This window comes from Sagittula sp. SSi028 (genome assembly GCF_048553715.1).
GTDB lineage: Bacteria > Pseudomonadota > Alphaproteobacteria > Rhodobacterales > Rhodobacteraceae > Sagittula.
Map to the genome: position 1 here is coordinate 186,898 of NZ_JBLZNC010000002.1, position 21,356 is coordinate 208,253.

Here is a 21,356-nt window from a genome sequence, read left to right on the forward strand (position 1 = left end):
AAAGGGGCCACATCGCTGCGGCCCCCTGATTGACTGTATTGATGATCAATTGCTGCCTTGCAGCAGCGGCGTGATGCGGCGCACGGCGGCGCGACGGTTTTCGCGCGCGGCCTCTTCGGTGCGGATCAACAGATCGCCCTCGCCATAGCCTTGCAGCACCATGTTCTCTGGCGGCACGTCAAAGTATTCGGTCAGGGCCAAGGCCACGGATTCCGCGCGACGGTCCGACAGCGCAAGGTTATAGGGCGCCCGCCCGACAGCATCCGTATGCCCTTCGATCAGGAACACCTCTGACGGGTTTTGCGCAATCGCCTGACGCATGGCGTTGCCGAGGGCGGCAAGGTCGCGGGCCTCGTCAGGGCGGATGGCTGCGCTGTTGGTTTCAAAGTTGATCGTATCCACCGTGATCTCGGGCACCAACTGGCGGACCGCCTTGATGTTGCGGATCTGCGTCAACGAGAAACTGCGGGTCACCCCCTCGGCTTGGGTCGCAGCCAGCGCACGGGCCAGACTGTCCGCATCGGTGGTGTCGCGCAGGTTTGTCCGGGGCCGCGTGTTCGACACTTGCGGCAAGTCATTAACGACCACGGCCTGTGCCTGCTGGGTGTCGTCAAACAGGACCACCTCTTGCCCATCGGCGAGGGTACGGACACGGCGCAGCACCCGCCCGTCATTGGCGCGGATCGTTTCCACGGTGGTGCCGTTGTCATAGACCACCACATTGCGTGTCGACCCGTCGTCGTAACGATAAGTCGTCACGTCCGAGCCCGGACGGCGCAGAAGCACGTCATCGTCGCGCAGGATGCGGTAGCGGCCATTGTTGTCCTCGACCACCACGCGGTCACCGCTGTTGGTGACCACCTGTTCGTCGCCCTTGAGGATCTCGTTCAGCGCCAGCGCGCCAAAGCCCACCAAGGCCCCAGCGATCACCGGATCGATGCGGCGATCATCATCGTCGTCGTCATCCTCGGCCTTAGCGGTGTTTGTGTTGGCGGCAGCGGGCGGGGTGGTGGCCGTCACCGAGGTCGAGAAATCCTCGTCCGAGCGGCGCACCTCGCCCTCGGCCACGGTGTCCTCGGTCACCTCTGCTTCGGCCTGGTCGCCACTGGCGGCGGCGGCTGCGGGCGCTTGGGTTTCCAACTCGGCGGCGGCGTCCGCCTCTGCCTGCGCTTGCGCCTCGGCGGCTTCCTCGGGCTGAGCCTCGGACATGCTGGCCTGTGGCTCCGGCGCGGGGGCCGCGTCCTCTGTCACGGGTTCTGCGTTGCTTTCCGGCTCTGCGGCTTGCTGCTCTGCGCGCAGAGCGTCTTCAAGCGCTTGCGCATCGACCTCGTCCTGCGGGGCGGCGTCGGCAGGCGCTTCAGGGCCAGACGCGGGCGTCTGGCTGTCTGCCGCGTCCGCTCGTGGTGCTTCAGGCTGGGGTTCGGTCGGAGTCTCGGCGGTGTTATCGATTGCGCCCGCAGATGCAGGCTCTTCAGCATCTTGCTGCGCTTGCAGGGCCTCCTCCAACGCGGCCGCATCCGGCACCTCGCCTATCGCGGTGTTATTCGCTGCGGGCTGGGTATCGGCGGCCTCAGGCAAGGCGCCCTCGTCTGCGGGCGTTTCCGCGACACCGTCAGTTGGTGCGGGCGACACCTCAGCCTCAGCAGTTGTGTCATCGGTTGCACTGTCCGGGGCGGCATCCCCTGCGGAGGCCTCCCCGTTCGGGGCGGCCGCTGCTGGAGCGTCCTGTGCTGGCTCTTCCGGTGCCGCCGTCGCGGCTTCCGGCGCTTCGACAATCTCGGGCGCAGGCGGCGTGGGCACCACATCCTCGGCCACATCAGCGGGGGCGGCATCGCCCGACGCCACATCCGGCGAGGATGCCACATCGGCCTCAGCCGCTGCAGACGCACCTGCCAGTTCCGCCACCTCGGCCCGCAAATCCGGTGCGTCCTGCGCCGCTGTGATCATGGCACAGTCCACACCGGCGGCGGTTTCAGCACCGCCCGCGCATTGCTCCGCCAGACCGGCGACAAGCGCGTCGATCCGCGCGCGCTCTGCCTCTGCTCCGGTTTGCTGGGCTTGGGAAATGCTGCCCACGGTCAGGGCAATGGCGGCGGTGGACGCCGTGAATAGGTTGCGTGCAACCATTGTGTTCTCCTCTCACACCCGTCAGGCGGGCAGATCTGCATGTGGTGAAGGAGAACGCCGCCACAAGCCCCCGGGTTGCAAGTGCCGGATCGCACAGGCGCCTTTCCGCCCGTGCAGCCCGTCCTAGAGCAGCGCCATCAGCCGGGCCTTGTCGCCGCTGTCATCGCGAGACGAGATCACGGCCGCCAGATCTTCGAGCGATTGGATCGAATGCCCCGCCCGAAAGCTGTCCACATGCGGCAGCATCTGTCGGATGCCCGCAGCCTTTGGCGCAAAGCCCTGCCAGCGCAGCAACGGATTTAACCAGATCAGCCGCCGCGCCGACAGATGCAGGCGCTGCATTTCATGGCCGAGGTCATGATCGGTGGCGCGGTCCAGACCATCGGTGATCAGCAACACCACCGCCCCCTGCCCCATGACCCGCCGCGACCAGTCGTGGTTGAAGGCGTGCAGGCAATCGGCGATGCGGGTGCCGCCTTCCCAGTCCTGCGCCTGAGCCCCCGCAGCGGCCAGCGCTGCATCCACATCACGGGTGTCAAGATGGCGGGTGATGTTGGTCAGCCGCGTGCCAAAGGTAAACGCATGCACCCGTGCCCAGTCGCGGCCCTTTTCATTGGCGACCGCATGCAGGAAGTGCAGCACCATGCGGCTGTACTGGCTCATGGAGCCGGAGATATCGCACAGCACCACCAGATTGGGCCAGCGCAGGCGCGGCTTTGCCTTGGGCAGGCTGTGCAGATCCCCGCCGCGCCGCATCGCCGTGCGCAGCACCGCCCGACGGTCCAGCCGCGCGCCAGTGGTCGCCGGGGTCAGACAGCGGCTTTGCAGCGGTTTGACCGGCAGTGAGAGCCGGGCGATCATGCGCTTGGCGGTTGCGATCTCATCCACCGACATCTGTTCAAAATCCAGCGTCTTGAGCTTTTCCTCGGCCGAGAGCGTCAGCGTGGCGTCGATTTCTATTTGTTCGGCTGGCGGCTGGTCGTCGGTTTCCGGCAGCGCGGGGAGCTGGTCCCCCAAAAGCGCCTGGGCCGCGCGTTTTTCCGCCGCCTGCGCTGTGCGCTCCTCTGCCACGCCGCGCACAGCGGGCAGCATCATCGACATCATATGTTCGAGAAACTGCGGATCGCGCCAGAACAGCCGGAAGATCTGCGCAAAGATCACCCGATGTTCGGGGCGCGCGACGAAACAGGCGTGCAGCGTCCAGTAAAAGTCCATCCGGTCGGTGAACCCCGCCGCCTGCACCGCGCGGATCGCGTCGACCACCCGCCCCGTGCCCACAGGCACCCCGGCCCGGCGCAGCGCGCGGGCAAAATGCACGATGTTGCGGGCAAGGCGGGGATTTTGTGGCAGGTCTATGGGTGTGTGTTCGGCCACGGGCTGTCCAATGTTGAGGTCGGACCGGGGCGCTGCCCCGGACCCCGAGGTATTTGACCAAGGAAAAGCATGGCGTTCAGGCAGTTTGCAGGGATTGGCGCGCCTCATCGAGAAGGCGGGCGGCGTCAGATCCGGCGATGCGGGCGATGTCATCTTGGTATTTCAGAATGGCGCCAAGCGTGTCCGAGATGACTTCGGGGCTGAGGTCGATCACGTCGAGCGCGAGCAGGCATTTGGCCCAGTCGATGGTTTCGGCGACACCGGGCTTTTTGAAGATGTCTTCGGTGCGCAGCCGGTGGACGAAGGCGATGATTTCGCGGGAGAGCTGTTCGGGCAGCCCCGGGGCGCGGGTGTTCAGGATGGCGATCTCGCGATCCATGTCGGGGTAGTCCACCCAATGATAGAGGCAGCGGCGTTTGAGAGCATCGTGGACCTCGCGCGTGCGGTTGGAGGTCAGGATCACGATGGGAGGTTCGGGGGCTGTGAGCGTGCCGATTTCGGGGATGGTGAGTTGGAAGTCCGAGAGCGCCTCGAGCAGAAAAGCCTCGAACGGTTCGTCGGCGCGGTCGATTTCATCAATCAGCAAAACCGGCGCGCCCTGTTCGTCCGGTCGCATGGCTTGAAGCAGCGGGCGTTCGATCAGGAAGTCCGGCCCGAAAAGTTCGGCTTGTAAGGCCGCGCGGTCGCCGTGTTGCGTGGCCTCGGCGGTGCGGATGGCGATCATCTGGGCGGCAAAGTTCCATTCGTAGACCGCGCTGGCCGCATCGAGCCCTTCATAGCATTGCAGGCGGATCAGCTTGCGGTTCAGGCTTTGTGCCAGCGCTTTGGCGATCTCGGTCTTGCCGGTGCCGGGCGCCCCTTCGAGAAACAGCGGGCGGCCAAGTTTCAGCGACAAGAACACCACCGTCGCGAGGGGGCGCCCGCAGACATAGCCGGTTTCAGACAGCTCAGATTGCACGGCGTCGATGGAATTGGGCAGGGTCATCTTTGGTCTCCTCCGCCGCTGAGCGTCCCTTTTGCCCCGCGATGGGTCAATAGCGCCAAGGTCGCATAGCTGCGCGCTTGTCCCAACAGGTCGTTGACCTGTCGCGGGGGGAATGCGAAAGTGTTAAAAACCAAGACCCGCGCCAAGTCGGGTGATAGCAACAGGCCGAGCAGCCTCAGGACAAGGAAGCGGAGCGCCCATGCGCATCACCGCCGTGACATGCGTTAAAAACGAAGGCCCGTTCCTTTTGGAATGGATTGCCTTTAATCGCCTACTGGGCGTGACCGATCATCTGTTTTATTCCAACGATTGCAGCGATGGCACCGATACCTTGCTGGACGCCTTGGCGCAGCGGGAGGATCTTGGGGATCTGCTGGGGCGCATCGTGCATTTGTCCAACCCCGCCCAAGGGCGCAATTACCAGATGGAGGCGCTGAAGGATGCGGCGCGTCAAAGCGTGGTCAAGCAGGCGGATTGGGTCTGGGTCGCGGATGTGGACGAGTTCCTGAACATCCATGTGGGCGACCATACCATCCCTGCGCTGATTACGGCCTGCGGCGATCCGCAAGCGATTTCCGTGACCTTCCAGTTCTTTGCCAATGGCGGGGTCGAGGGGTTCGAGGACCGGCCAGTGATCGCGCAGTTCGATCGCTCACACAATCCCGATCTGTGGTGCGGTGAAAGCGCAATCGAGGTCAAATCCCTGATCCGCAAGGACTTTCCCTTGCAGTATTACGGGGCGCACCGGCCGTTTTTCAAAAAGGATACGGCCGCAGGGGATCGCCCTGTCTGGACCGACGGGTCCGGCCGCCCGGTGCAGCACAAGTTTCTGGTCGCCGCCAACCCCCGCCGCATTCGCAAGTTTCCCGCCGCAGGCGCGCGCGCCCATGCCACGCTGAACCATTATGCGCTGCGCTCGCTCGACAGTTATCTGGTCAAGAACGACCGTGGCGACGTGAACCGCGAGAACCGCGCCTTTGACGACACCTACTGGCGCGAGCGCAACGACCCCGCGTGGCAGGACCGGTCTATCCTGCGTTATCTGCCGAAACTCGAGGCGGCGCTGGCCGCGCTGAAAGCGGATGCGCAGATCGGCGCGCTGCATGAGGCCGCCGTCACAGCCCATCGCGCCAAGCGCGACGCGCTGATGGCCCAACCTGCCTATGCCGAGATGTTTGCACATCTGAAATCCCTGCCGACGTACCCTCCCGGAGAGTATGAGCTGATGCAGGAACTGGGTCTGGCATGATCAAACTGGTGAACCTCGGGCTGCCGAAGACGGGCACAACCACGCTGGCCTATGCGCTGGCGCAGGCGGGTTGGACCGCCGCCGACCACAAGGTGCGGCGCATCCACACGCGCGAAACCGGACTGGGCGGCACCTTTGTCGGGCGGCAGATGTACAACGGGTATTTCGAGTGCGGCGATCCCTTTGTGCATCTGGACCCCTATTACGATGCCCTGACCGAGATCAGCGCCCTGAACGGGGATGTCTCGCTTTGGCCGCAATGTGACTACGCCATGCTCAAGGCGATGCGCATGGCGCGGTCCGACATGCTGTTCGTGGCCACTTGGCGGCCCGCACAGGATGTGTCTGACAGCATGCGGCGCTGGAACAACCTTGGCACGGATCGCCTGCCTGCAGGCCATATCCCCGGCCTGCCCGGCGGCTTTGGCGCGACAGACAAGGAACGCGTACAGTGGATCGAGGGGCATTACGCCATGCTGCGCGATATTTTCGGCGATGACCCGCGGTATCTGGAACTGTCGGTGGGCGACGCGCGCGCACAGGACCAATTGGCCGCGCATCTGGGGCTGGACCTGCCGTGGTGGGGCCGCAAGAACGTGAACACGGATTTGGAGGGCGCGGCCTGATGCGCATTTATCTGCATATCGGTCCTGACGGGACAACCGCCGACCGGCTGCAACGCATTCTGGACGCAAAGCGCGATCAGTTGATCACCAAAGGCGTGCTGTATGCGCGCTCTCCCGGGGCCAAGAACCACACGCGGCTGTTCATGGCGGTCACCGATCCCGACAATGTGGACAGCCTGCGGTTCAACCGTGGCTATATCGCGCCGGACAAGCAGAAGGTTCTGCATGACGATGTGGCGCGGTCCTTGCGGGACGAGGTGGTGCGTTCCGGCTGTCAGACGCTGATCCTTTCGGCGCATCAGCTGGGGTCATCCCTTGTCAGCCGCAGCGAGCTGGAACGGCTGAAGGCGCTGCTGGCGCCGATCTCGACCGATATCCGCATCGTTGCGCATCTTGACGATCCGGCGCGGTTGGCGATCCGGCGCTATGCTGCGCAACTGCTGGAGGGGCGCAGTACTTCGCTGGAGGCGGAGCTGGCCTGTTGTGATGCGCCGTCCTTTTGGGAGGCCGCCCTTGCCACCCGCCCCGCGCCAGACCCGCAGGCGGGGCAATTCGGCGAGGTACAGGGCGCGCATTTCTGGCTCGATTTCAAACGCATGCAATACGAGTGGGAGGGTGTTTTCGGCCCCGGTTCGATGACCTTCCGCGCGACGGACATGGATCTATTACGTTCAGACAACGCGACCGAGGAATGTCGCGCGGCCTTTGGCATTTCCGATACCATCGGCAAGACCGAAGACTGGGTCCCACCGACCGAGCCTTCGGCGGCGTGGTTGACCCGTTGCCGGCTGTTCAACGACGCAGTTCTGCGGCTGTTGGCCACGAAACAGGTGATCCTGCCGCGCCAGTTGTGGCGAAAGTTTCTAGGCGAGATCAAGGTGCAAGGCCCCGCGATCGCCCCGGGCAGCCTGCATGCGCTGTCAGAACGGTTCGCCAAAGATATCAAACTGTTGTGCGTCGAACATGACCTGCCAGAACATCTGATGGCCCCGGACGCCGCACAAGACACATGGGTCGAGGCAGACCCCACACGGGGTTTCCGCGCCACGCAATATCTGATGGCCTTCCGCTGGCGGATCAATCAGGCCACCAAGGAAGAGCTTGCCAACAAGGCCGCCGATCTCGCGCAACTTGCGGCGACGCCCGCCCCCGTTCCAGCCATGGCCGGAGCAGAAGCCCCCGCGCCGGTGAACGCCACGTTGCGCGCCGCAATGGAGGATGCGCCCCCCACCGCGCCCACGGATGTGGACGCCCTGCTGACGCCCACGGCCCGCGCGCTGATGCCCGACCTGGCCAAGCAGAACTTTGTGAAACTGCAGACCTCGCCCTTTGCGCCGCACAACCGTCTGGGCCGCGTCAACGAAGAGATCCAAGGCCCCGATTTCACCGAAATCACACCGCGCGATTTGCCTGATGGCAACTCGGGCCGCGTGATCGTCGGCTGCATGAAAAACGAAGGCCCCTATATTCTGGAATGGGTCGCCTATCACCGCGCCGTGGGCTTTGACAATTTCCTGATCTACACCAATGACTGCTCTGACGGGACGAGCGAGATCCTCGACCGCTTGCAAGAGCTTGGCATCTTGCAGCATCGCAACAACGACAACTGGTCCGGCAATTCCCCGCAGCAATATGCGCTGGACAATGCGCTGGACGAGCCGGTGATCAAAAACGCCGAGTGGATCGCCCATATCGACGTGGATGAATTCGTCAACATTCGCGTGGGCAATGGCACGCTGGACGATGCCTTTGCCGCTGTGCCGGATGCGACCAATATTGCTATGACCTGGCGGCTGTTTGGCCACAATGATGTGACCACGCTGGTAGACCGTCCGGTGATCGAACAGTTCGACACCTGCGCGCCGAAATTCTGCCCCAAGCCCCATACGGTCTGGGGGTTCAAGACGATGTTCCGCAACATCGGCGCCTATGCCAAGATCTCGTGCCACCGGCCCAACAAGCTGACCGACGGGATGGAGGATAAGGTCAAATGGGTGAACGGGTCCGGTCAGGACATGACCGGCGAGGCGATCAAGAACGGCTGGCGGTCGTCCAAGAAATCCATCGGCTACGACGTGATCCAGTTGAACCACTATGCGCTGCGGTCTGCGGAAAGCTATCTGGTCAAACGCCAGCGCGGGCGCGCCCTGCACGTGGACCGCAACATCGGCATCAACTACTGGATCCGCATGGATTGGTCGGTGCACCGCGATGTCACGATCAAACGCAACCTGCCGCGCCTGCGGGCGGAACTCGACCGGCTGCACGCCGACCCGGTGTTGTCGGACTGGCATCAACGCGCCTTTAACTGGCACCGTGCCAAGGCGGATGAACTGCACGGCATGCCGGAATTCGAGGACCTGTATCAGCAGGCGCTGACGCTCAAGCTGACGGAAACCGAACGGGTCGCCTACGCGCTGTCGCTTGATCTGGAGAACTGACATGGATGGCATGCCCCCACCCGCAAACCGCAAACCGTTTATCATGTCGCGTGGGATGAAGATCCCCAAACACCCGGAATTGACCACGGGAATGGTGCGCGGGGCATTACGCAAAGACACCTATGAGCGAAAGGAATGTGACGCCGTCATGCGCATGGTGCACGAGGGCGACACCGTGCTGGAGCTGGGGGCAGGCATCGGCTACATGTCCACCCTTCTGGTCTCACAGGCCAAGGCGCAAAAGGTGGTGTCCTACGAGGCGAACCCGACGCTGATCGACTATATTGCCTCTGTCCATGCAGCCAACGACGTGTCCCATCGCACGGAGGTACGCAACGCTTTGCTGAACTCCGAGGGCGGCGATCCCGTGCCCTTCTACATCCGCAAGAACTTTCTCGCCTCCTCCATGGACGGCAATGTCGAACAACAGGGCATTATTGATACGGCGATGATCCCGCAGCACGCGATTGCCCCGGTCCTGGCGGAGGTGAAACCGGACGTTCTGGTTTGCGATATCGAGGGCGCCGAGGCCGAGGTACTGGCCGCAGGTGACTGGTCCTGCCTACGCGCGGCGATCATCGAATTGCACCCGCAGTGGATCGGCCAATCCGGCGTGCAGGCCGTGTTCGATGCGATGCATCGCGCGGGCCTGACCTATTTCCCGAAGGCCTCCGAACAGAAGGTCGTGACCTTCCGGCGCGGCTGGTAAGCGCTGCAGCCATGGCCGTGCAATGACCATCACCGCTGTTCTTTGCCTGCGCAACGAGGCCGCCTTTGTGCTGGACTGGATGGCGCATCACCTGACCTGCGGCATTGATCACGTGGTGGCGCTGAGCAATGACTGCGACGATGGCACCGATGCGATGCTGGACCGGCTGGCAGAGATGGGGCTGGTCACACATCTGCGCAACGATGGCCCCTATGACAAGGGCGGCATCCAGTTCACCGGCCTGAAACTGGCGGACAAATGCGACGCAGTGCGCCGCGCGGAATGGCTGCTGCCGCTGGATATCGACGAATACGTCAACGTGCATGTGGGCGACCGGCGGTTGCCTGCCCTGCTCGCGGCGCTGCCCGACGCAGACGCCATCACCCTGACATGGCGGCTGTTTGGCAATGCGGGTGTGGTGCGCTATGCCGACCGCCCCGTCACCGAACAGTTCACCCGCGCAGCACCCGAAATCATGCAATGGCCGTGGCGGGCTGCGATGTTCAAAACGCTCTACCGCAACGATGGCACCTATCGCAAACTGGGGGTGCACCGCCCGCGCAACCCCGATCCGGATCGGGTCGACAATGCCCGCTGGTTTGACGCCCAAGGGCGCGCGCTGGATGCGCAATTCCGCAACCGGCGGATCTTTAGCAACTACGGGCAGCCGATGTACGGGCTGGCGCAGTTGAACCACTATCCGCTGGGCGCGATGGAAAGCTATCTGCTCAAGGCCGATCGGGGCCGCGCCGTGCATTCGGACCACAGTCTCGGGATGGATTACTGGGTGGAACGCAACTGGTGCAGCGAGGACGACAGCAGTGTCCTCGGCCTAGCAGGCGTGGCAGAGCGCCGCGCCGACCTTCGCCGCGATCCCGTGCTGGCAGAGCTGCACGCGCAGGCGGTGCGCTGGCGCCACGCACGGTTCGAGACACTGCTGTCGCAAGAGCCGATGCGCGCCCTGTTTGCACGCCTTTTGATGACACCGCCCGCCCGCCCCGTCGCGCCGGAGGCCGCGCGCTTTCTGGCCCATCACGCCACATTGGCGCGACAGGCCGCAGACGACGCCTAAGGCCGGCGCATTAAATCTTCATAGCGCGGCCATAGTCTTGCCGCAGATCGCTGGCATTGTTTCCGAAGCTTCGCCCTATATGTGGCGTGTAACGGGATCGGCCACTGGTATGGCCACAGCAGACAGCCAAAGGATTTGGCATGACAGCAGAGAACGGCTTTGCTCCGGATTTGAGCGATTTGGGCCGCGGCGAATGGCTGGCGGCGATTAAAACAATTGGGGAAGAACACGGCTTTGCCGAACCTCTGGGCAAGCGCCACGCCGGCGTGTTTGTCGAGGATGGCGATACACTGCTTGTGTCCTTTGAGACCATGGCAGGGATTGAAACCCTGTCGGAAACCCACACACCGCTGGGCTTTGACATGGTGCGCGATCACGGCTGGTCGTCGCTGTCGCTGCTCAGTCACGGGGACACGTGGTTCCGCGACCCGGAGGTGGTGGAGTTCTTTGACCAGTTGCTGGACGACGGGTTCTTTGACGAATTCGACCGCGTGGTGTTTTACGGCGCGGGCCCTTGCGGCTATGCGGCGGCGGCCTATTCAGTTGCCGCACCCGGCGCGCGTTTGTTGCTGTTGCAGCCGCAGGCCACGCTGGACCCGCGTGTGGCCGATTGGGACGACCGGTTTACCGAGATGCGGCGCAGCGATTTCACCTCGCGCTACGGCTACGGGCCGGACATGATCGATGCGGCGGATCAGGTGTATCTGCTGGTCGACCCGCGCCAGCGGCTTGACGCGATGCATGCGGCGCTGTTCACCCGCCCCAACGTGCTCACCCATCGTCTGCCGTTCTTTGGCAGTGCGCTGCAGACAGACCTGCGCATGATGGATCTGTTACCGCGCCTGCTGACCAGCACCGCCGAGGGCAGCCTGACCGTGGCAGAGTTTGCCCAGATGTTTCGGGCGCGGCGCGACTACCCGCCCTATCTGCGACGCCTGTTGGCTCAGGTCGACCAAAACGAGCGCGAGACATTGGCCATCTGGCTGTGCCGCAATGTGGTGGGCCGCATGCATGCGCCACGCTTCCGGCGCAGGTTGGGTCAGCTGGACAACATGGCAGACGACGATCTGCCCGAGGACAGCCCCCCGCCGCAGCAGCAAAAGGGCTAGCCCCGCGTGCCGCGCAGCTCGGCCAGAAAATACCCCAAGGCCGCGCACAGAACATAGACAAACACCCGCCCCCCTTCGCCCAAAAGACTGAGCAGGGACGCGCCCGCAACCAGACAGACCAGCAAGGCCGCCACGCTGCGGTCTTGTTCGGCGATCACGTAACGCCTCCCCAGCCAGCGCGACAGTTGGTCGGTGATCTGCGGCTCGTACTGGCGGGCGGCCCATCCGGCGAGCGCGCCGAACAACAGGGTCAGGATCATCGCGGGCGTCCTTTTGGTCTGCCTCATACTCGTCCGATCAGGCTAACCCGCCTGCCCGCTCTGGTGAAGCCCCGCAGAGCGTGCTAGCGAAATCCCATGACCCAGATCACGCTTCCCCGCCCCGACGATTGGCACCTGCACCTGCGCGATGGCGCAATGCTGCGTGCCGTAGCCCCGGAGACCGCGCGCCATTTTGGTCGTGCGATCATCATGCCCAACCTTGTCCCGCCTGTCGTCACCGGCGCGCAGGCCAGCGCCTACCGTGACCGCATCCGCGCGGCCCTGCCCGAGGGGGCCGATTTCACCCCGCTGATGACGCTTTACCTGACAGAGGAAACAGATCCCGCGGATCTGGTGGCCGCGCATCGCGATGGCATTATCACCGCCGTGAAGCTGTATCCGGCGGGGGCCACGACCAACTCTGCCTCGGGCGTGCGCGATTTCGACAAGGTCCGCCCGGTGCTGGAGGCGATGGCCGAAAACGGTGTGCCGCTGTGTGTTCATGGCGAGGTCGTGGACAGCGACATCGACATCTTTGACCGCGAGGCGGTGTTCATCGACCGCATCCTTGATCCGCTGCGCCGTGCCACGCCCGGCCTGCGCGTGATCATGGAGCATATCACCACCTCGCAGGGTGCCGATTACGCGCGTGAGGGCGGCGACACCCTGGGTGCGACGGTCACCACGCATCACCTTGTGATCAACCGCAACGCCATCCTGGTGGGCGGGATCAAGCCGCATTACTACTGCCTGCCCGTCGCCAAGCGCGAGGAGCACCGGCTTGCCCTGCGCCGCGCCGCGACCTCTGGCGATCCCTCCTATTTCCTGGGCACCGACAGCGCGCCGCACATTGATCCGCTGAAGGAAAGCGCCTGTGGCTGCGCGGGCTGCTTCACCGCCACCAACACGCTGTCGATCCTTGCGGAAGTGTTTGAACAGGAAAACGCGCTGGATAAGCTTGCGGCCTTCGCCTCCGAGAACGGCCCAAGGTTCTACGGGCTGCCGGTCAGCGCGCAGACCGTCACGCTGGAACGGGGCGCGCCGGTGGCCTACCCCGACAAGATCGACACCGAAGACGGCCCCGTCACCGTGTTCGATCCGATGATGCCCCTGCACTGGCGCGTCGTGTAAATCTGCCTGACAGGTCCGCCTCGCGCGGGCCTGTCACCGCAGGGTTACGTTGCACCCCCTCCCCTTGATCGCGAATCTTTGCCACTTTGCGCGCCAAAAGCTGCGCATCGCTGCGGCACATTGTGCTCACGCGGTTGCGAGGTCGTGTGATCATGCGCTAGGCATGAATTACTAAACCTCTCAAACTAGGCTGACCAAAACAACAATCAACACAACAGCCGCATACCAACAGGAGCCGACGATGGAGGCTTTGATAGATCTCATGCTCGACCTTGTGGCCGAGCACACGGATTACGACACCACACGGCTGGACCCGCCCGTGGTCGTCGAGGTGGGGCGCGGTTTCATGACCGACCGGTTCTATGACGGGCGCGCGCACATGATGCCCGCCACCGGGGTCGAGGAACGTTTGAACGCCCTGTATGTCGAGGGGCGCAACGATTCCGCTGACATTATCTTTATCGTGCCTGCGGACCAATTCGCCGGGGCCAGTTACTTCGAGAACCCGCAGGACAATCCGCTGTGGCGCGAGGTGCTGCTGCACGAGATGGTCCACCACGCCCAGAAACACGCTGGCGGTGACACATGGACCTGCGTCGGTCGTGGCGAGGCAGAGGCCTATCAGGTGGGCGCGGCCTATCTTGCGGATCTTGGCCTGCCCGACCCGATGAAAGACCGCACCATCTGGAAGACGCTTTATACCGATTGCTGATCCGCATCGATCAGCCGCTGCCGGACCTGCGGGTCCGGTAGACCGCAAATATCCCCCTGCCCGAACACATAGCGGTTGCGCGCAACGCGGGCGTAAATCCAGTCCCGACAGGCAGGCGGCAGCACCCCCAACAGCCGCAGGGCGCGCGCCACATGCAAGGCGCGGGTGACCTCGACCACCGCATCCAGCGCGCCAAAGGCCCGTCCACCCCGCAGGACCAGCCAGCTTTGCGGATCCTCCGGGTCCAGCCCATAGTGGCGCAGCAAAGCCTGCCCCAAAGGCGTCGCCACCGGAACAAAGCGCACGCTCCGCCCCGGATCACGATGCGCCAGCCAGCGCGCGAAGCCGGAACACAAAGCACAGGCCCCGTCGAGCACCACAACCACGCCACCATCATCGAATGTCGGCACCGCTGGATCGGCACGGTAGCTGTGCAAGGGCTGGGGTTTTGGGTGCATCTTTGCCTCCTGAAGCGCGAAAATATCGCCGCAAAGGCCCAAGACAAGGTCATGAGGCTTCCGTCACGGCACAAAACCCGCTAACCCCGCGCCAAGCAAAGGAGTGCCGCCCATGATCCCCTCGACCTATCCCACCGCCGAAGAAATGGCCCGTCTCACCGCGCGCATGCTGTGGGAGATCGAGGCGGTCAACTTTATGCAGGATGAGCCGTTCAAGCTGGCCTCGGGCGCGCTGTCGCCGGTCTATATCGACTGCCGCAAGCTGATCTCCTACCCGCGGATCCGCGCCACCTTAATGGATTTTCTGACCGTCACGGTCATGCGCAACGCAGGGTTCGAGGCGTTCGACAACATCGCCGGGGGTGAAACCGCAGGCATTCCGTTTTCCGCGCTGGTGGCCGAACGCATGGGGCTGCCCATGACCTATGTGCGCAAAAAGCCCAAAGGCTATGGCCGCAACGCCCGCATCGAAGGCGTGATGACCGAAGGCCAACGGGTGCTGCTGGTGGAAGACCTGACCACCGATGGCGGATCGAAGCTGTCCTTTGTGGATGCGATCCGCGACACCGGTGCGACCTGTGCGCATACGGCGGTGATCTTTTACTACGGCATCTTCCCCGAGACGATCAAAACGCTGGGCGACCACGGGGTCGAACTGCACCACCTGTGCACATGGTGGGAGGTGCTCGCCGAGGCGCCCGCCAAACATCAGGCGGTGCTGGGCGAGGTCGAATCCTTCCTCAATGATCCACACGCGTGGCGCGCCGCCCGCAGCTAAGCTTGTCCGCGCCAGACCTGTGAACGCGGGGCATGACCCGCGCCCTGCTGGGTCCGGCCTATACAATGCGCCTAACGTTACGGCAGGCGCCCGCCCAAATCTCGACCGGCGCAACATTGCCGTTGTCAGATCCCACAGCCCCGGCATATTTTGGGGCTGCGGGTGTGGTCGGGACCAGATCCTGTGGGGTGGCATCCGCCCACAGGTTATCCCCAGAGATATACATTTTGCACCCGTCCGGCTCCATCTGCTAGGTGAGCCGTCTGACGAACAGGTGAGCATCGAGGGTAGTCATGAACGAGATCGCGGCGATCAATCCAACTGGCGTGCAAGTCGACGCAGCCGACACCATGCCGCATTCCATCGAAGCGGAACAACAGCTTCTGGGCGCGATCCTCACCGATAACGAGATCTTTGACCGCGTGGCCACGCTGATCCGCGCGGAGCATTTCTATGATCCCGTGCACGCCCGCATCTTTGAAATTGCCGCCGCGCGCATCGCGAAGAACAACCTCGCCTCGCCGGTCACGCTCAAGGCGTTCATGGCCGATGACGAAGGGCTGGAGGAGCTGGGCGGCGCGGCCTATCTGGCGCGTCTGGCGGCCTCTGCCGTCTCGACCTTTGCCGTGCGTGACTACGCGCAGATGATTTATGACCTATCGATCCGCCGCGACCTGATCCGTCTGGGCCGCGACATCGCCGATCAGGCGGCCAAGGTGGATGTGGCCTCGGAGCCGCGTGAACAGATCGTCTCGGCCGAACAAAAGCTGTATAAGCTGGCCGAACAGGGTCAGGCCGAAAGCGGGTTCCAGTCGTTCCTGCGCGCGGTCACCGAGGCGGTGAACGTGGCCAATGCCGCCTACCAGCGCGAGGGTGGTCTGGCCGGGATTTCCACAGGGCTGATCGACATGGACAAAAAGCTCGGCGGTCTGCATCCGTCCGACCTTTTGATCCTCGCGGGCCGTCCGTCGATGGGGAAAACCTCGCTTGCGACCAACATCGCCTTCAACGTAGCAAAAGCCTATAAAAAGGGGCAAAAGCCCGACGGCTCCAGCGGTGCGCTCGAAGGTGGGGTTGTGGGCTTTTTCAGCCTCGAGATGAGTGCGGAACAGCTCGCCGGTCGTATCCTTGCCGAAGCGTCGGAGATTTCGTCACACAAGATCCGCCAAGGTGACATGGAAGAGGAAGAGTTCCGCCGGTTCGTGCAGGCGGCCAAGGATCTCGAAGCCTGCCCGCTGTATATCGACGACACGCCTGCCCTGCCGATTTCGCAGGTGGCCGCACGGTCGCGCCGTCTGAAGCGGACGCACGGGCTGGACCTGATCATCGTCGACTATCTGCAGCTGCTGCGCGGCACCGCCGACAACCGTGTGCAGGAAATCGCGGAAATCTCCATGGGTCTCAAGGCCATCGCGAAGGAATTGAACATTCCGGTGATCGCCCTGTCGCAGCTGTCGCGTCAGGTGGAAAGCCGCGAGGACAAACGCCCGCAGCTGTCCGACCTGCGGGAATCGGGATCGATCGAACAGGACGCCGACGTGGTCATGTTCGTGTTCCGCGAGGAATACTACGTCGAACGGGAAAAGCCGGGCGAGCACGAGCTGGACAAGATGGTGGAATGGCAGGAACGCATGTCCCGCCTGCACGCCAAAGCCGAAGTCATCATCGGCAAGCAGCGTCACGGCCCGATTGGCACGGTCGAGCTGTCGTTCGAATCGCAATTCACCCGCTTTGGCAACCTTGTGAAGCCGTGGCAGGAGGGCGGTGGCGCTTAAATGGCGGCACCTGCCATCGCGCCCAGCATGGCCATCACCTGCACCGCGCCCAGCGTTTCGCGGGTGTAGCCGCCCATTTCACGCACGCTGAGCCAGCGCATGATCTGCCCGCCAAGAATAGCGCCGGCACAGGCAGACACGGCTCCGCCCGTGTCCAGCACCGGCAGGCACAGCGCCAGCGCAAGCGTGGTGGTTGCCAGCGCCACGCGGTAGCCGTCATCGGTGATCTCGAACAGCTTGGCCTGCATGCCTTCGCGGCGCACCGGCAACGTGGTGGCCTTGATATGGACCTGCGCCATGCCCCCCAGCATCAGTCCCGCCACCAGCAGCGCGCTCCCTTGGCGCAGCGGGACAGTGGCAAGGATCGCCACGATCAGCGCCAGCCCCAAAGCAACACCCATCACGCCGGACACGCCAAGCCGGTCGGTTTGCAAACGGTGCAGCATGCCGCTGTCGCCGGGTGCGGGGCTTAGCCCGTCCAGCGTGGCGGCAAAGCCTTGCCAATTGCGCGCGCCGCTCAGCAACACGATGGTCGCCACCGCCAGAACCGCCGCCACCGGCTGTGCCCAGATCTGTCCCGCCGCCCAAAGCACCACAGCCCCCGCCAGCCCGATGATCCCCTGTGCCAGCGCCAGATAACGCCGCGCGCGGATCTGCAGATCATCCGAGGGCAGAAGCCCGTGGCCCACGGGCAACCAACTGGCCGCCGCCCCCGCACGGCGCAGCAATTCCCATTCCAGCAACAGCTTGTCTTTGAGTGGCATATCGGCTCCACAAGGTTTTGCCCATTATCGCCGCGACGCTGCGCGATAACCAGATCGCAGGGATGCCTTTCCTCTTGACCGTGGCAGGTTTCCTGCGAAACACAGGCCCATGGCACAGGCAAGACTGACAATCGATCTCGACGCGCTCTGTTCTAACTGGCAGAGCCTTAACGCCCTTTCGCAGACGGACACCGGCGCGGTGGTCAAGGCCAATGCCTACGGGCTGGGCATGGACCGCGTGGCCCCCGCATTGGCCAAGGCCGGCGCGCGGAGCTTTTTCGTGGCCGTCGCAGAGGAAGGGGCCGCCTTGCGCCGTATCCTTGGCCCCGATGTGGAGATCAACGTCTTTTCCGGTCACATGGCCGGAGATGTCGCGCTGATCCGCGACGCGAAACTGGTGCCGATGATCAATTCGATCGACCAGATGCTGCTGCATGTGGAAAGCCTGCCCGGCCACCCTTTTGGTATCCAGCTTGACAGCGGGATGAACCGTCTGGGGATGGAGCCTGCGGAATGGTCGGCATTGCGCGACATCGCGCTGGCGCAGAACCCGCGGCTGGTGATGAGCCATCTGGCCTGCGCGGACGAGCCCGATCACGCGATGAACCGTCAGCAGTTGAATGCCTTTGTCGCCATGACCGACGGCATTGACGCGCCACGATCCTTGTCCGCGACGGGCGGTATTCTGTTGGGGTCGGACTATCATTTCGACATGACGCGCCCCGGGATCGGCGTCTATGGCGGCCAGCCTTTTGAGGATGCGCGCCCTGTGGTCGGCCTGCATGTGCCGGTCATTCAGACCCGTGACGTGCAGCCCGGCGAAAGCGTGGGCTACGGCAACACATGGATCGCACAGCAGCCCACCCGCGTGGCCACCATTGCAGGCGGGTATGCCGACGGCATCCTGCGCGCCATGGGGGCGGAAGCCTATGTCCGGGTTGGCGAGCAGCGCTGCAAGGTGCTGGGCCGTATCTCCATGGACCTGATCGGCATCGATGTCACAGAGGTCGATGGCCCCGTGACCGAAGTGTCCCTGCTGTCGCAAGATCAAGGCGTCGACCAACTGGCGGATTGGGCAGGCACCATCGGGTACGAGATTCTGACCTCGCTCGGTGCGCGCTACGCCCGCAGCTACACCGGTGGCTGAATGGGGCGTGTCGAGGCTGATGGCGTTTGGGCCTGGCCGTTTTAGGCACCGATAGGAGAGCCATAGCATGACCCCGTTGTTCCAGCCCCCGCCCGAGGTTCTGGCCTTTCTGTTCGTCAAAAAATTTCTCTACCTCGAGATCCTGACGGTATTGGCGCTGGTGCGGGTGATCGTCGGGCGCGGCATCGCCCGCTGGCCTGCATTGGTGACCCTGCTTTTGGCGGGGGGCGGCGTGCTGACGATCTTTGCCCCTGCGTTGGGGCTGAACGAGGGCAGGCTTTACGGGCTGGCGGCGCAGTACATGGCTGGAAACGGCGGTATGGCGGCGCTGTTGGTGCCGTCGGTGGTGTTTTTGATCTGCTCGGTCACGCCCCGCGCACGCTGGCGCATTCTGGATTGGCTGCATGGCGCCATGATGCTGGCCCTGATCGGTCTGTGGTGGTGGACGTCCTGACCGGCGATCATTGCCTGTCCGGCCTAGGCCATGCCGTCTGAGTTCTGCCTGTCCGCATATCGTGACCGCCTTGCCCGTGGCAACCGCTGTGCCAAGGTATTTTGACCAAGGAAAAACCAGGGCGGCGCCCCGCGCCTTAGGCGGGGGTGGTATTTGCCCGCGCACGGTGCCAAACAGGGGCATTGTCCAAGCGGGGAGTGTTCCATGGCCAAGGCTGCCGCCAGATTTGTCTGTCAGAAATGCGGTGCTGTGACCAATAAATGGGCCGGGCGCTGTGATGGCTGCGGTGAGTGGAACAGCATCGTCGAGGAGACGCCGCTGGCGCAGGGGCCTGCGGGCAAGTCGCTGGGGCAATCGCGCGGGCGCAAGCTGCCGTTGACGGATCTGTCGACCAAAGAGGCGCCGCCGCCGCGCACCGCCTGCAAGATCGACGAGCTCGACCGGGTGCTGGGCGGGGGGCTGGTGCCGTCGTCCGCTGTCCTAGTCGGGGGCGATCCCGGCATCGGGAAATCGACGCTGTTGCTGCAGGCTGCCGCGGCTTTTGCGCGGGTCGGTCTGAAGGTGGTGTATATTTCGGGCGAGGAGGCCTCGGCGCAGGTGCGTCTGCGGGCGCAGCGGCTTGGGCTGCAGGATGCGCCGGTGAAACTGGCGACCGAGACCAACCTGCGCGATATTCTGACGACGCTGGACGAAGAGAAGCCGGATCTGGCGATTATCGATTCGATCCAGACCATGTGGGCGGACAATGTGGATTCGACACCCGGCTCGGTGTCGCAGGTGCGCGCAGCCGCCCATGAGCTGACCAGTTTTGCCAAGCGGCGCGGCTGCGCGGTTGTGCTGGTGGGGCATGTGACCAAAGAGGGCAATCTGGCGGGGCCGCGCGTGGTCGAGCATATGGTCGACACGGTGTTGTATTTCGAGGGCGAGCGCGGTCATCAGTTCCGCATTCTGCGATCGGTCAAAAACCGCTTTGGCCCCGCCGACGAAATCGGTGTTTTCGAGATGACGGGGGGCGGTCTGGCGGAAGTGTCGAACCCCTCGGCCCTGTTTCTGGCGGAACGGGGCACGCCTGCGCCGGGATCCGTGGTGTTTTCCGGCATCGAAGGCACCCGCCCGGTGTTGGTTGAGTTTCAGGCGCTGGTCGCCCCTTCGCCGCATTCACAACCACGTCGGTCTGTCGTCGGATGGGATGGATCGCGGCTGGCGATGATTCTTGCGGTGCTCGAATCGCGTTGCGGCATCCCCTTTGCGGGGCTTGATGTGTACCTGAACGTAGCCGGTGGCATGCGCGTGGCCGAACCTGCGGCCGATCTGGCTGTGGCGGCTGCGCTACTTTCCGCGCGCGAAGACGCGGCCCTGCCGCCCGAGACTGTCGTTTTCGGAGAAATCAGCCTATCAGGTGCCCTGAGACCCGTGGGCCAGACCGAAAACCGCTTGAAGGAAGCGGCCAAACTTGGTTTTTCCACGGCGATTGTGCCACGGGGCGGCAAAGCGCGCGGTGGCAAGGCCATGAAGCTGACCCAGATGAGCGATCTGGCAGGCTTTGTAGGCGAGGTGTTTGGCGCGGGCTGACCCCGTGGCGGATGCAGGATAAGACAGGTCAAGGCGGGAAGGCAGCGACTTATGGAAGGTTTCACAATCGTCGACGGGATCGTCGCAGTGATTATCGTATTGTCGGCGTTGCTGGCCTATTCGCGCGGTCTGGTGCGCGAGGCCATGGCGATCCTTGGCTGGATTGCTGCGGCCATTCTGGCATTCATGTTCGCCGCGCAGGTACAGCCGCTGGTCAAGGAGGCCCCGGTGATCGGGCAATTCCTGTCCGACAGCTGTGAATTGTCGGTGATTGCCGCATTTGCCGCCGTGTTTACGGTCGCGCTGCTGCTGGTGTCGCTGTTCACGCCTCTGTTTTCCTCGATGATCCAGAAATCGGCACTTGGCGCCTTCGATCAGGCCTTGGGCTTTTTGTTCGGGGTGGCGCGTGGCGTGCTGCTGGTGGCGATCGGGTTCTTTGTCTACCAGACCGTCATCACCGCGCAGGACATCGAGATGATCGACGATTCGCGCTCTGCTGCGGTGTTCAGCCAGTTCACCGGCAAGATCGAAGAGCAAAACCCCGAGCGCGCGTTGGGCTGGATCACCGCCCAGTACGAACAGCTCGTCGGCACCTGCGACGCACCGGCCTGAG

Annotated in this window: 20 protein-coding genes; 14 read left to right on the plus strand and 6 right to left on the minus strand. The window is 63.7% G+C overall.

Annotation, left to right across the window (positions count from 1 at the left end; translation table 11 throughout):
• Positions 1–45: 45 nt before the first annotated feature.
• The 3 genes from ACN5AZ_RS04370 to ACN5AZ_RS04380 all read right to left on the minus strand — a co-directional run bounded on the left by ACN5AZ_RS04370 (position 46) and on the right by ACN5AZ_RS04380 (position 4,486).
• Positions 46–2,127, minus strand: coding sequence for an OmpA family protein (locus tag ACN5AZ_RS04370; RefSeq protein ID WP_419427640.1), 2,082 nt, complete (start codon positions 2,125–2,127; stop codon positions 46–48).
• Between the two features lie 123 nt (positions 2,128–2,250).
• On the minus strand, positions 2,251–3,501 hold the full coding sequence (locus ACN5AZ_RS04375) for a vWA domain-containing protein (RefSeq protein ID WP_419427641.1): 1,251 nt from the start codon (positions 3,499–3,501) through the stop codon (positions 2,251–2,253).
• A 76-nt stretch (positions 3,502–3,577) separates the two neighbouring features.
• Positions 3,578–4,486, minus strand: coding sequence for an AAA family ATPase (locus ACN5AZ_RS04380; RefSeq protein ID WP_419427642.1), 909 nt, complete (start codon positions 4,484–4,486; stop codon positions 3,578–3,580).
• 199 nt (positions 4,487–4,685) lie between these two features.
• Here ACN5AZ_RS04380 and ACN5AZ_RS04385 point away from each other — a divergent pair, with 199 nt between their 5' ends.
• From ACN5AZ_RS04385 to ACN5AZ_RS04410, 6 genes are all read left to right on the plus strand, one after another.
• Positions 4,686–5,735, plus strand: a complete 1,050-nt coding sequence (locus tag ACN5AZ_RS04385; protein ID WP_419427643.1) for a glycosyltransferase family 2 protein — start codon at positions 4,686–4,688, stop codon at positions 5,733–5,735.
• Positions 5,732–6,361 carry a hypothetical protein gene (locus tag ACN5AZ_RS04390; protein ID WP_419427644.1) on the plus strand — a complete coding sequence of 210 codons (630 nt, stop codon included), beginning with the start codon at positions 5,732–5,734 and terminating at the stop codon, positions 6,359–6,361. Before ACN5AZ_RS04385 ends, ACN5AZ_RS04390 begins: the two co-directional genes overlap by 4 nt.
• On the plus strand, positions 6,361–8,802 hold the full coding sequence (locus tag ACN5AZ_RS04395) for a glycosyltransferase family 2 protein (protein ID WP_419427645.1): 2,442 nt from the start codon (positions 6,361–6,363) through the stop codon (positions 8,800–8,802). Before ACN5AZ_RS04390 ends, ACN5AZ_RS04395 begins: the two co-directional genes overlap by 1 nt.
• A gap of 1 nt (position 8,803) precedes the next feature.
• A complete protein-coding gene (locus tag ACN5AZ_RS04400) occupies positions 8,804–9,511 on the plus strand; it encodes an FkbM family methyltransferase (protein WP_419427646.1) in 708 nt (235 codons plus the stop codon).
• A gap of 22 nt (positions 9,512–9,533) precedes the next feature.
• Positions 9,534–10,583, plus strand: a complete 1,050-nt coding sequence (locus ACN5AZ_RS04405) for a glycosyltransferase family 2 protein (protein ID WP_419427647.1) — start codon at positions 9,534–9,536, stop codon at positions 10,581–10,583.
• A gap of 140 nt (positions 10,584–10,723) precedes the next feature.
• On the plus strand, positions 10,724–11,692 hold the full coding sequence (locus ACN5AZ_RS04410; RefSeq protein ID WP_419427648.1) for a phosphoadenosine phosphosulfate reductase: 969 nt from the start codon (positions 10,724–10,726) through the stop codon (positions 11,690–11,692).
• Here the strand turns inward: ACN5AZ_RS04410 and ACN5AZ_RS04415 are convergent.
• The gene (locus ACN5AZ_RS04415; RefSeq protein WP_419427649.1) at positions 11,689–11,952 is read right to left on the minus strand and encodes a hypothetical protein; all 264 of its coding nucleotides are present in this window, start codon (positions 11,950–11,952) and stop codon (positions 11,689–11,691) included. The genes ACN5AZ_RS04410 and ACN5AZ_RS04415 overlap by 4 nt on opposite strands.
• 96 nt (positions 11,953–12,048) lie before the next feature.
• Between ACN5AZ_RS04415 and pyrC the strand changes: the two genes are divergently transcribed.
• Both pyrC and ACN5AZ_RS04425 read left to right on the plus strand, forming a co-directional pair.
• Complete coding sequence (pyrC, locus tag ACN5AZ_RS04420; RefSeq protein ID WP_419427650.1) at positions 12,049–13,083, plus strand: dihydroorotase; 1,035 nt, start codon at positions 12,049–12,051, stop codon at positions 13,081–13,083.
• A 241-nt stretch (positions 13,084–13,324) separates the two neighbouring features.
• The gene (locus ACN5AZ_RS04425) at positions 13,325–13,795 is read left to right on the plus strand and encodes a DUF6647 family protein (protein ID WP_419427651.1); all 471 of its coding nucleotides are present in this window, start codon (positions 13,325–13,327) and stop codon (positions 13,793–13,795) included.
• Here the strand turns inward: ACN5AZ_RS04425 and ACN5AZ_RS04430 are convergent.
• Positions 13,780–14,253, minus strand: a complete 474-nt coding sequence (locus ACN5AZ_RS04430) for a thiol-disulfide oxidoreductase DCC family protein (RefSeq protein WP_419427652.1) — start codon at positions 14,251–14,253, stop codon at positions 13,780–13,782. The two genes, ACN5AZ_RS04425 and ACN5AZ_RS04430, sit on opposite strands and share 16 nt — an antisense overlap.
• A 112-nt stretch (positions 14,254–14,365) precedes the next feature.
• On the opposite strand from ACN5AZ_RS04430, the gene ACN5AZ_RS04435 reads away from it, so the two are divergent.
• Entirely contained in the window at positions 14,366–15,031 is a 666-nt protein-coding gene (locus ACN5AZ_RS04435) for an orotate phosphoribosyltransferase (protein ID WP_419427653.1), read from the plus strand.
• A 293-nt stretch (positions 15,032–15,324) separates the two neighbouring features.
• Positions 15,325–16,806, plus strand: a complete 1,482-nt coding sequence (locus tag ACN5AZ_RS04440; RefSeq protein ID WP_419427654.1) for a replicative DNA helicase — start codon at positions 15,325–15,327, stop codon at positions 16,804–16,806.
• Here the strand turns inward: ACN5AZ_RS04440 and ACN5AZ_RS04445 are convergent.
• On the minus strand, positions 16,803–17,570 hold the full coding sequence (locus tag ACN5AZ_RS04445; RefSeq protein ID WP_419427655.1) for an adenosylcobinamide-GDP ribazoletransferase: 768 nt from the start codon (positions 17,568–17,570) through the stop codon (positions 16,803–16,805). The genes ACN5AZ_RS04440 and ACN5AZ_RS04445 overlap by 4 nt on opposite strands.
• Positions 17,571–17,679: 109 nt before the next feature.
• Between ACN5AZ_RS04445 and alr the strand changes: the two genes are divergently transcribed.
• From alr to ACN5AZ_RS04465, 4 genes are all read left to right on the plus strand, one after another.
• Positions 17,680–18,717, plus strand: a complete 1,038-nt coding sequence (gene alr, locus ACN5AZ_RS04450) for an alanine racemase (protein ID WP_419427656.1) — start codon at positions 17,680–17,682, stop codon at positions 18,715–18,717.
• Between the two features lie 67 nt (positions 18,718–18,784).
• Positions 18,785–19,171, plus strand: coding sequence for a hypothetical protein (locus ACN5AZ_RS04455; RefSeq protein ID WP_419427657.1), 387 nt, complete (start codon positions 18,785–18,787; stop codon positions 19,169–19,171).
• 204 nt (positions 19,172–19,375) lie between these two features.
• A complete protein-coding gene (radA, locus tag ACN5AZ_RS04460; protein WP_419427658.1) occupies positions 19,376–20,743 on the plus strand; it encodes a DNA repair protein RadA in 1,368 nt (455 codons plus the stop codon).
• 51 nt (positions 20,744–20,794) lie between these two features.
• Positions 20,795–21,355: a CvpA family protein gene (locus ACN5AZ_RS04465; RefSeq protein WP_419427659.1), complete on the plus strand. Its 561-nt coding sequence runs from the start codon at positions 20,795–20,797 to the stop codon at positions 21,353–21,355.
• The last annotated feature ends 1 nt before the right edge of the window (position 21,356 follow it).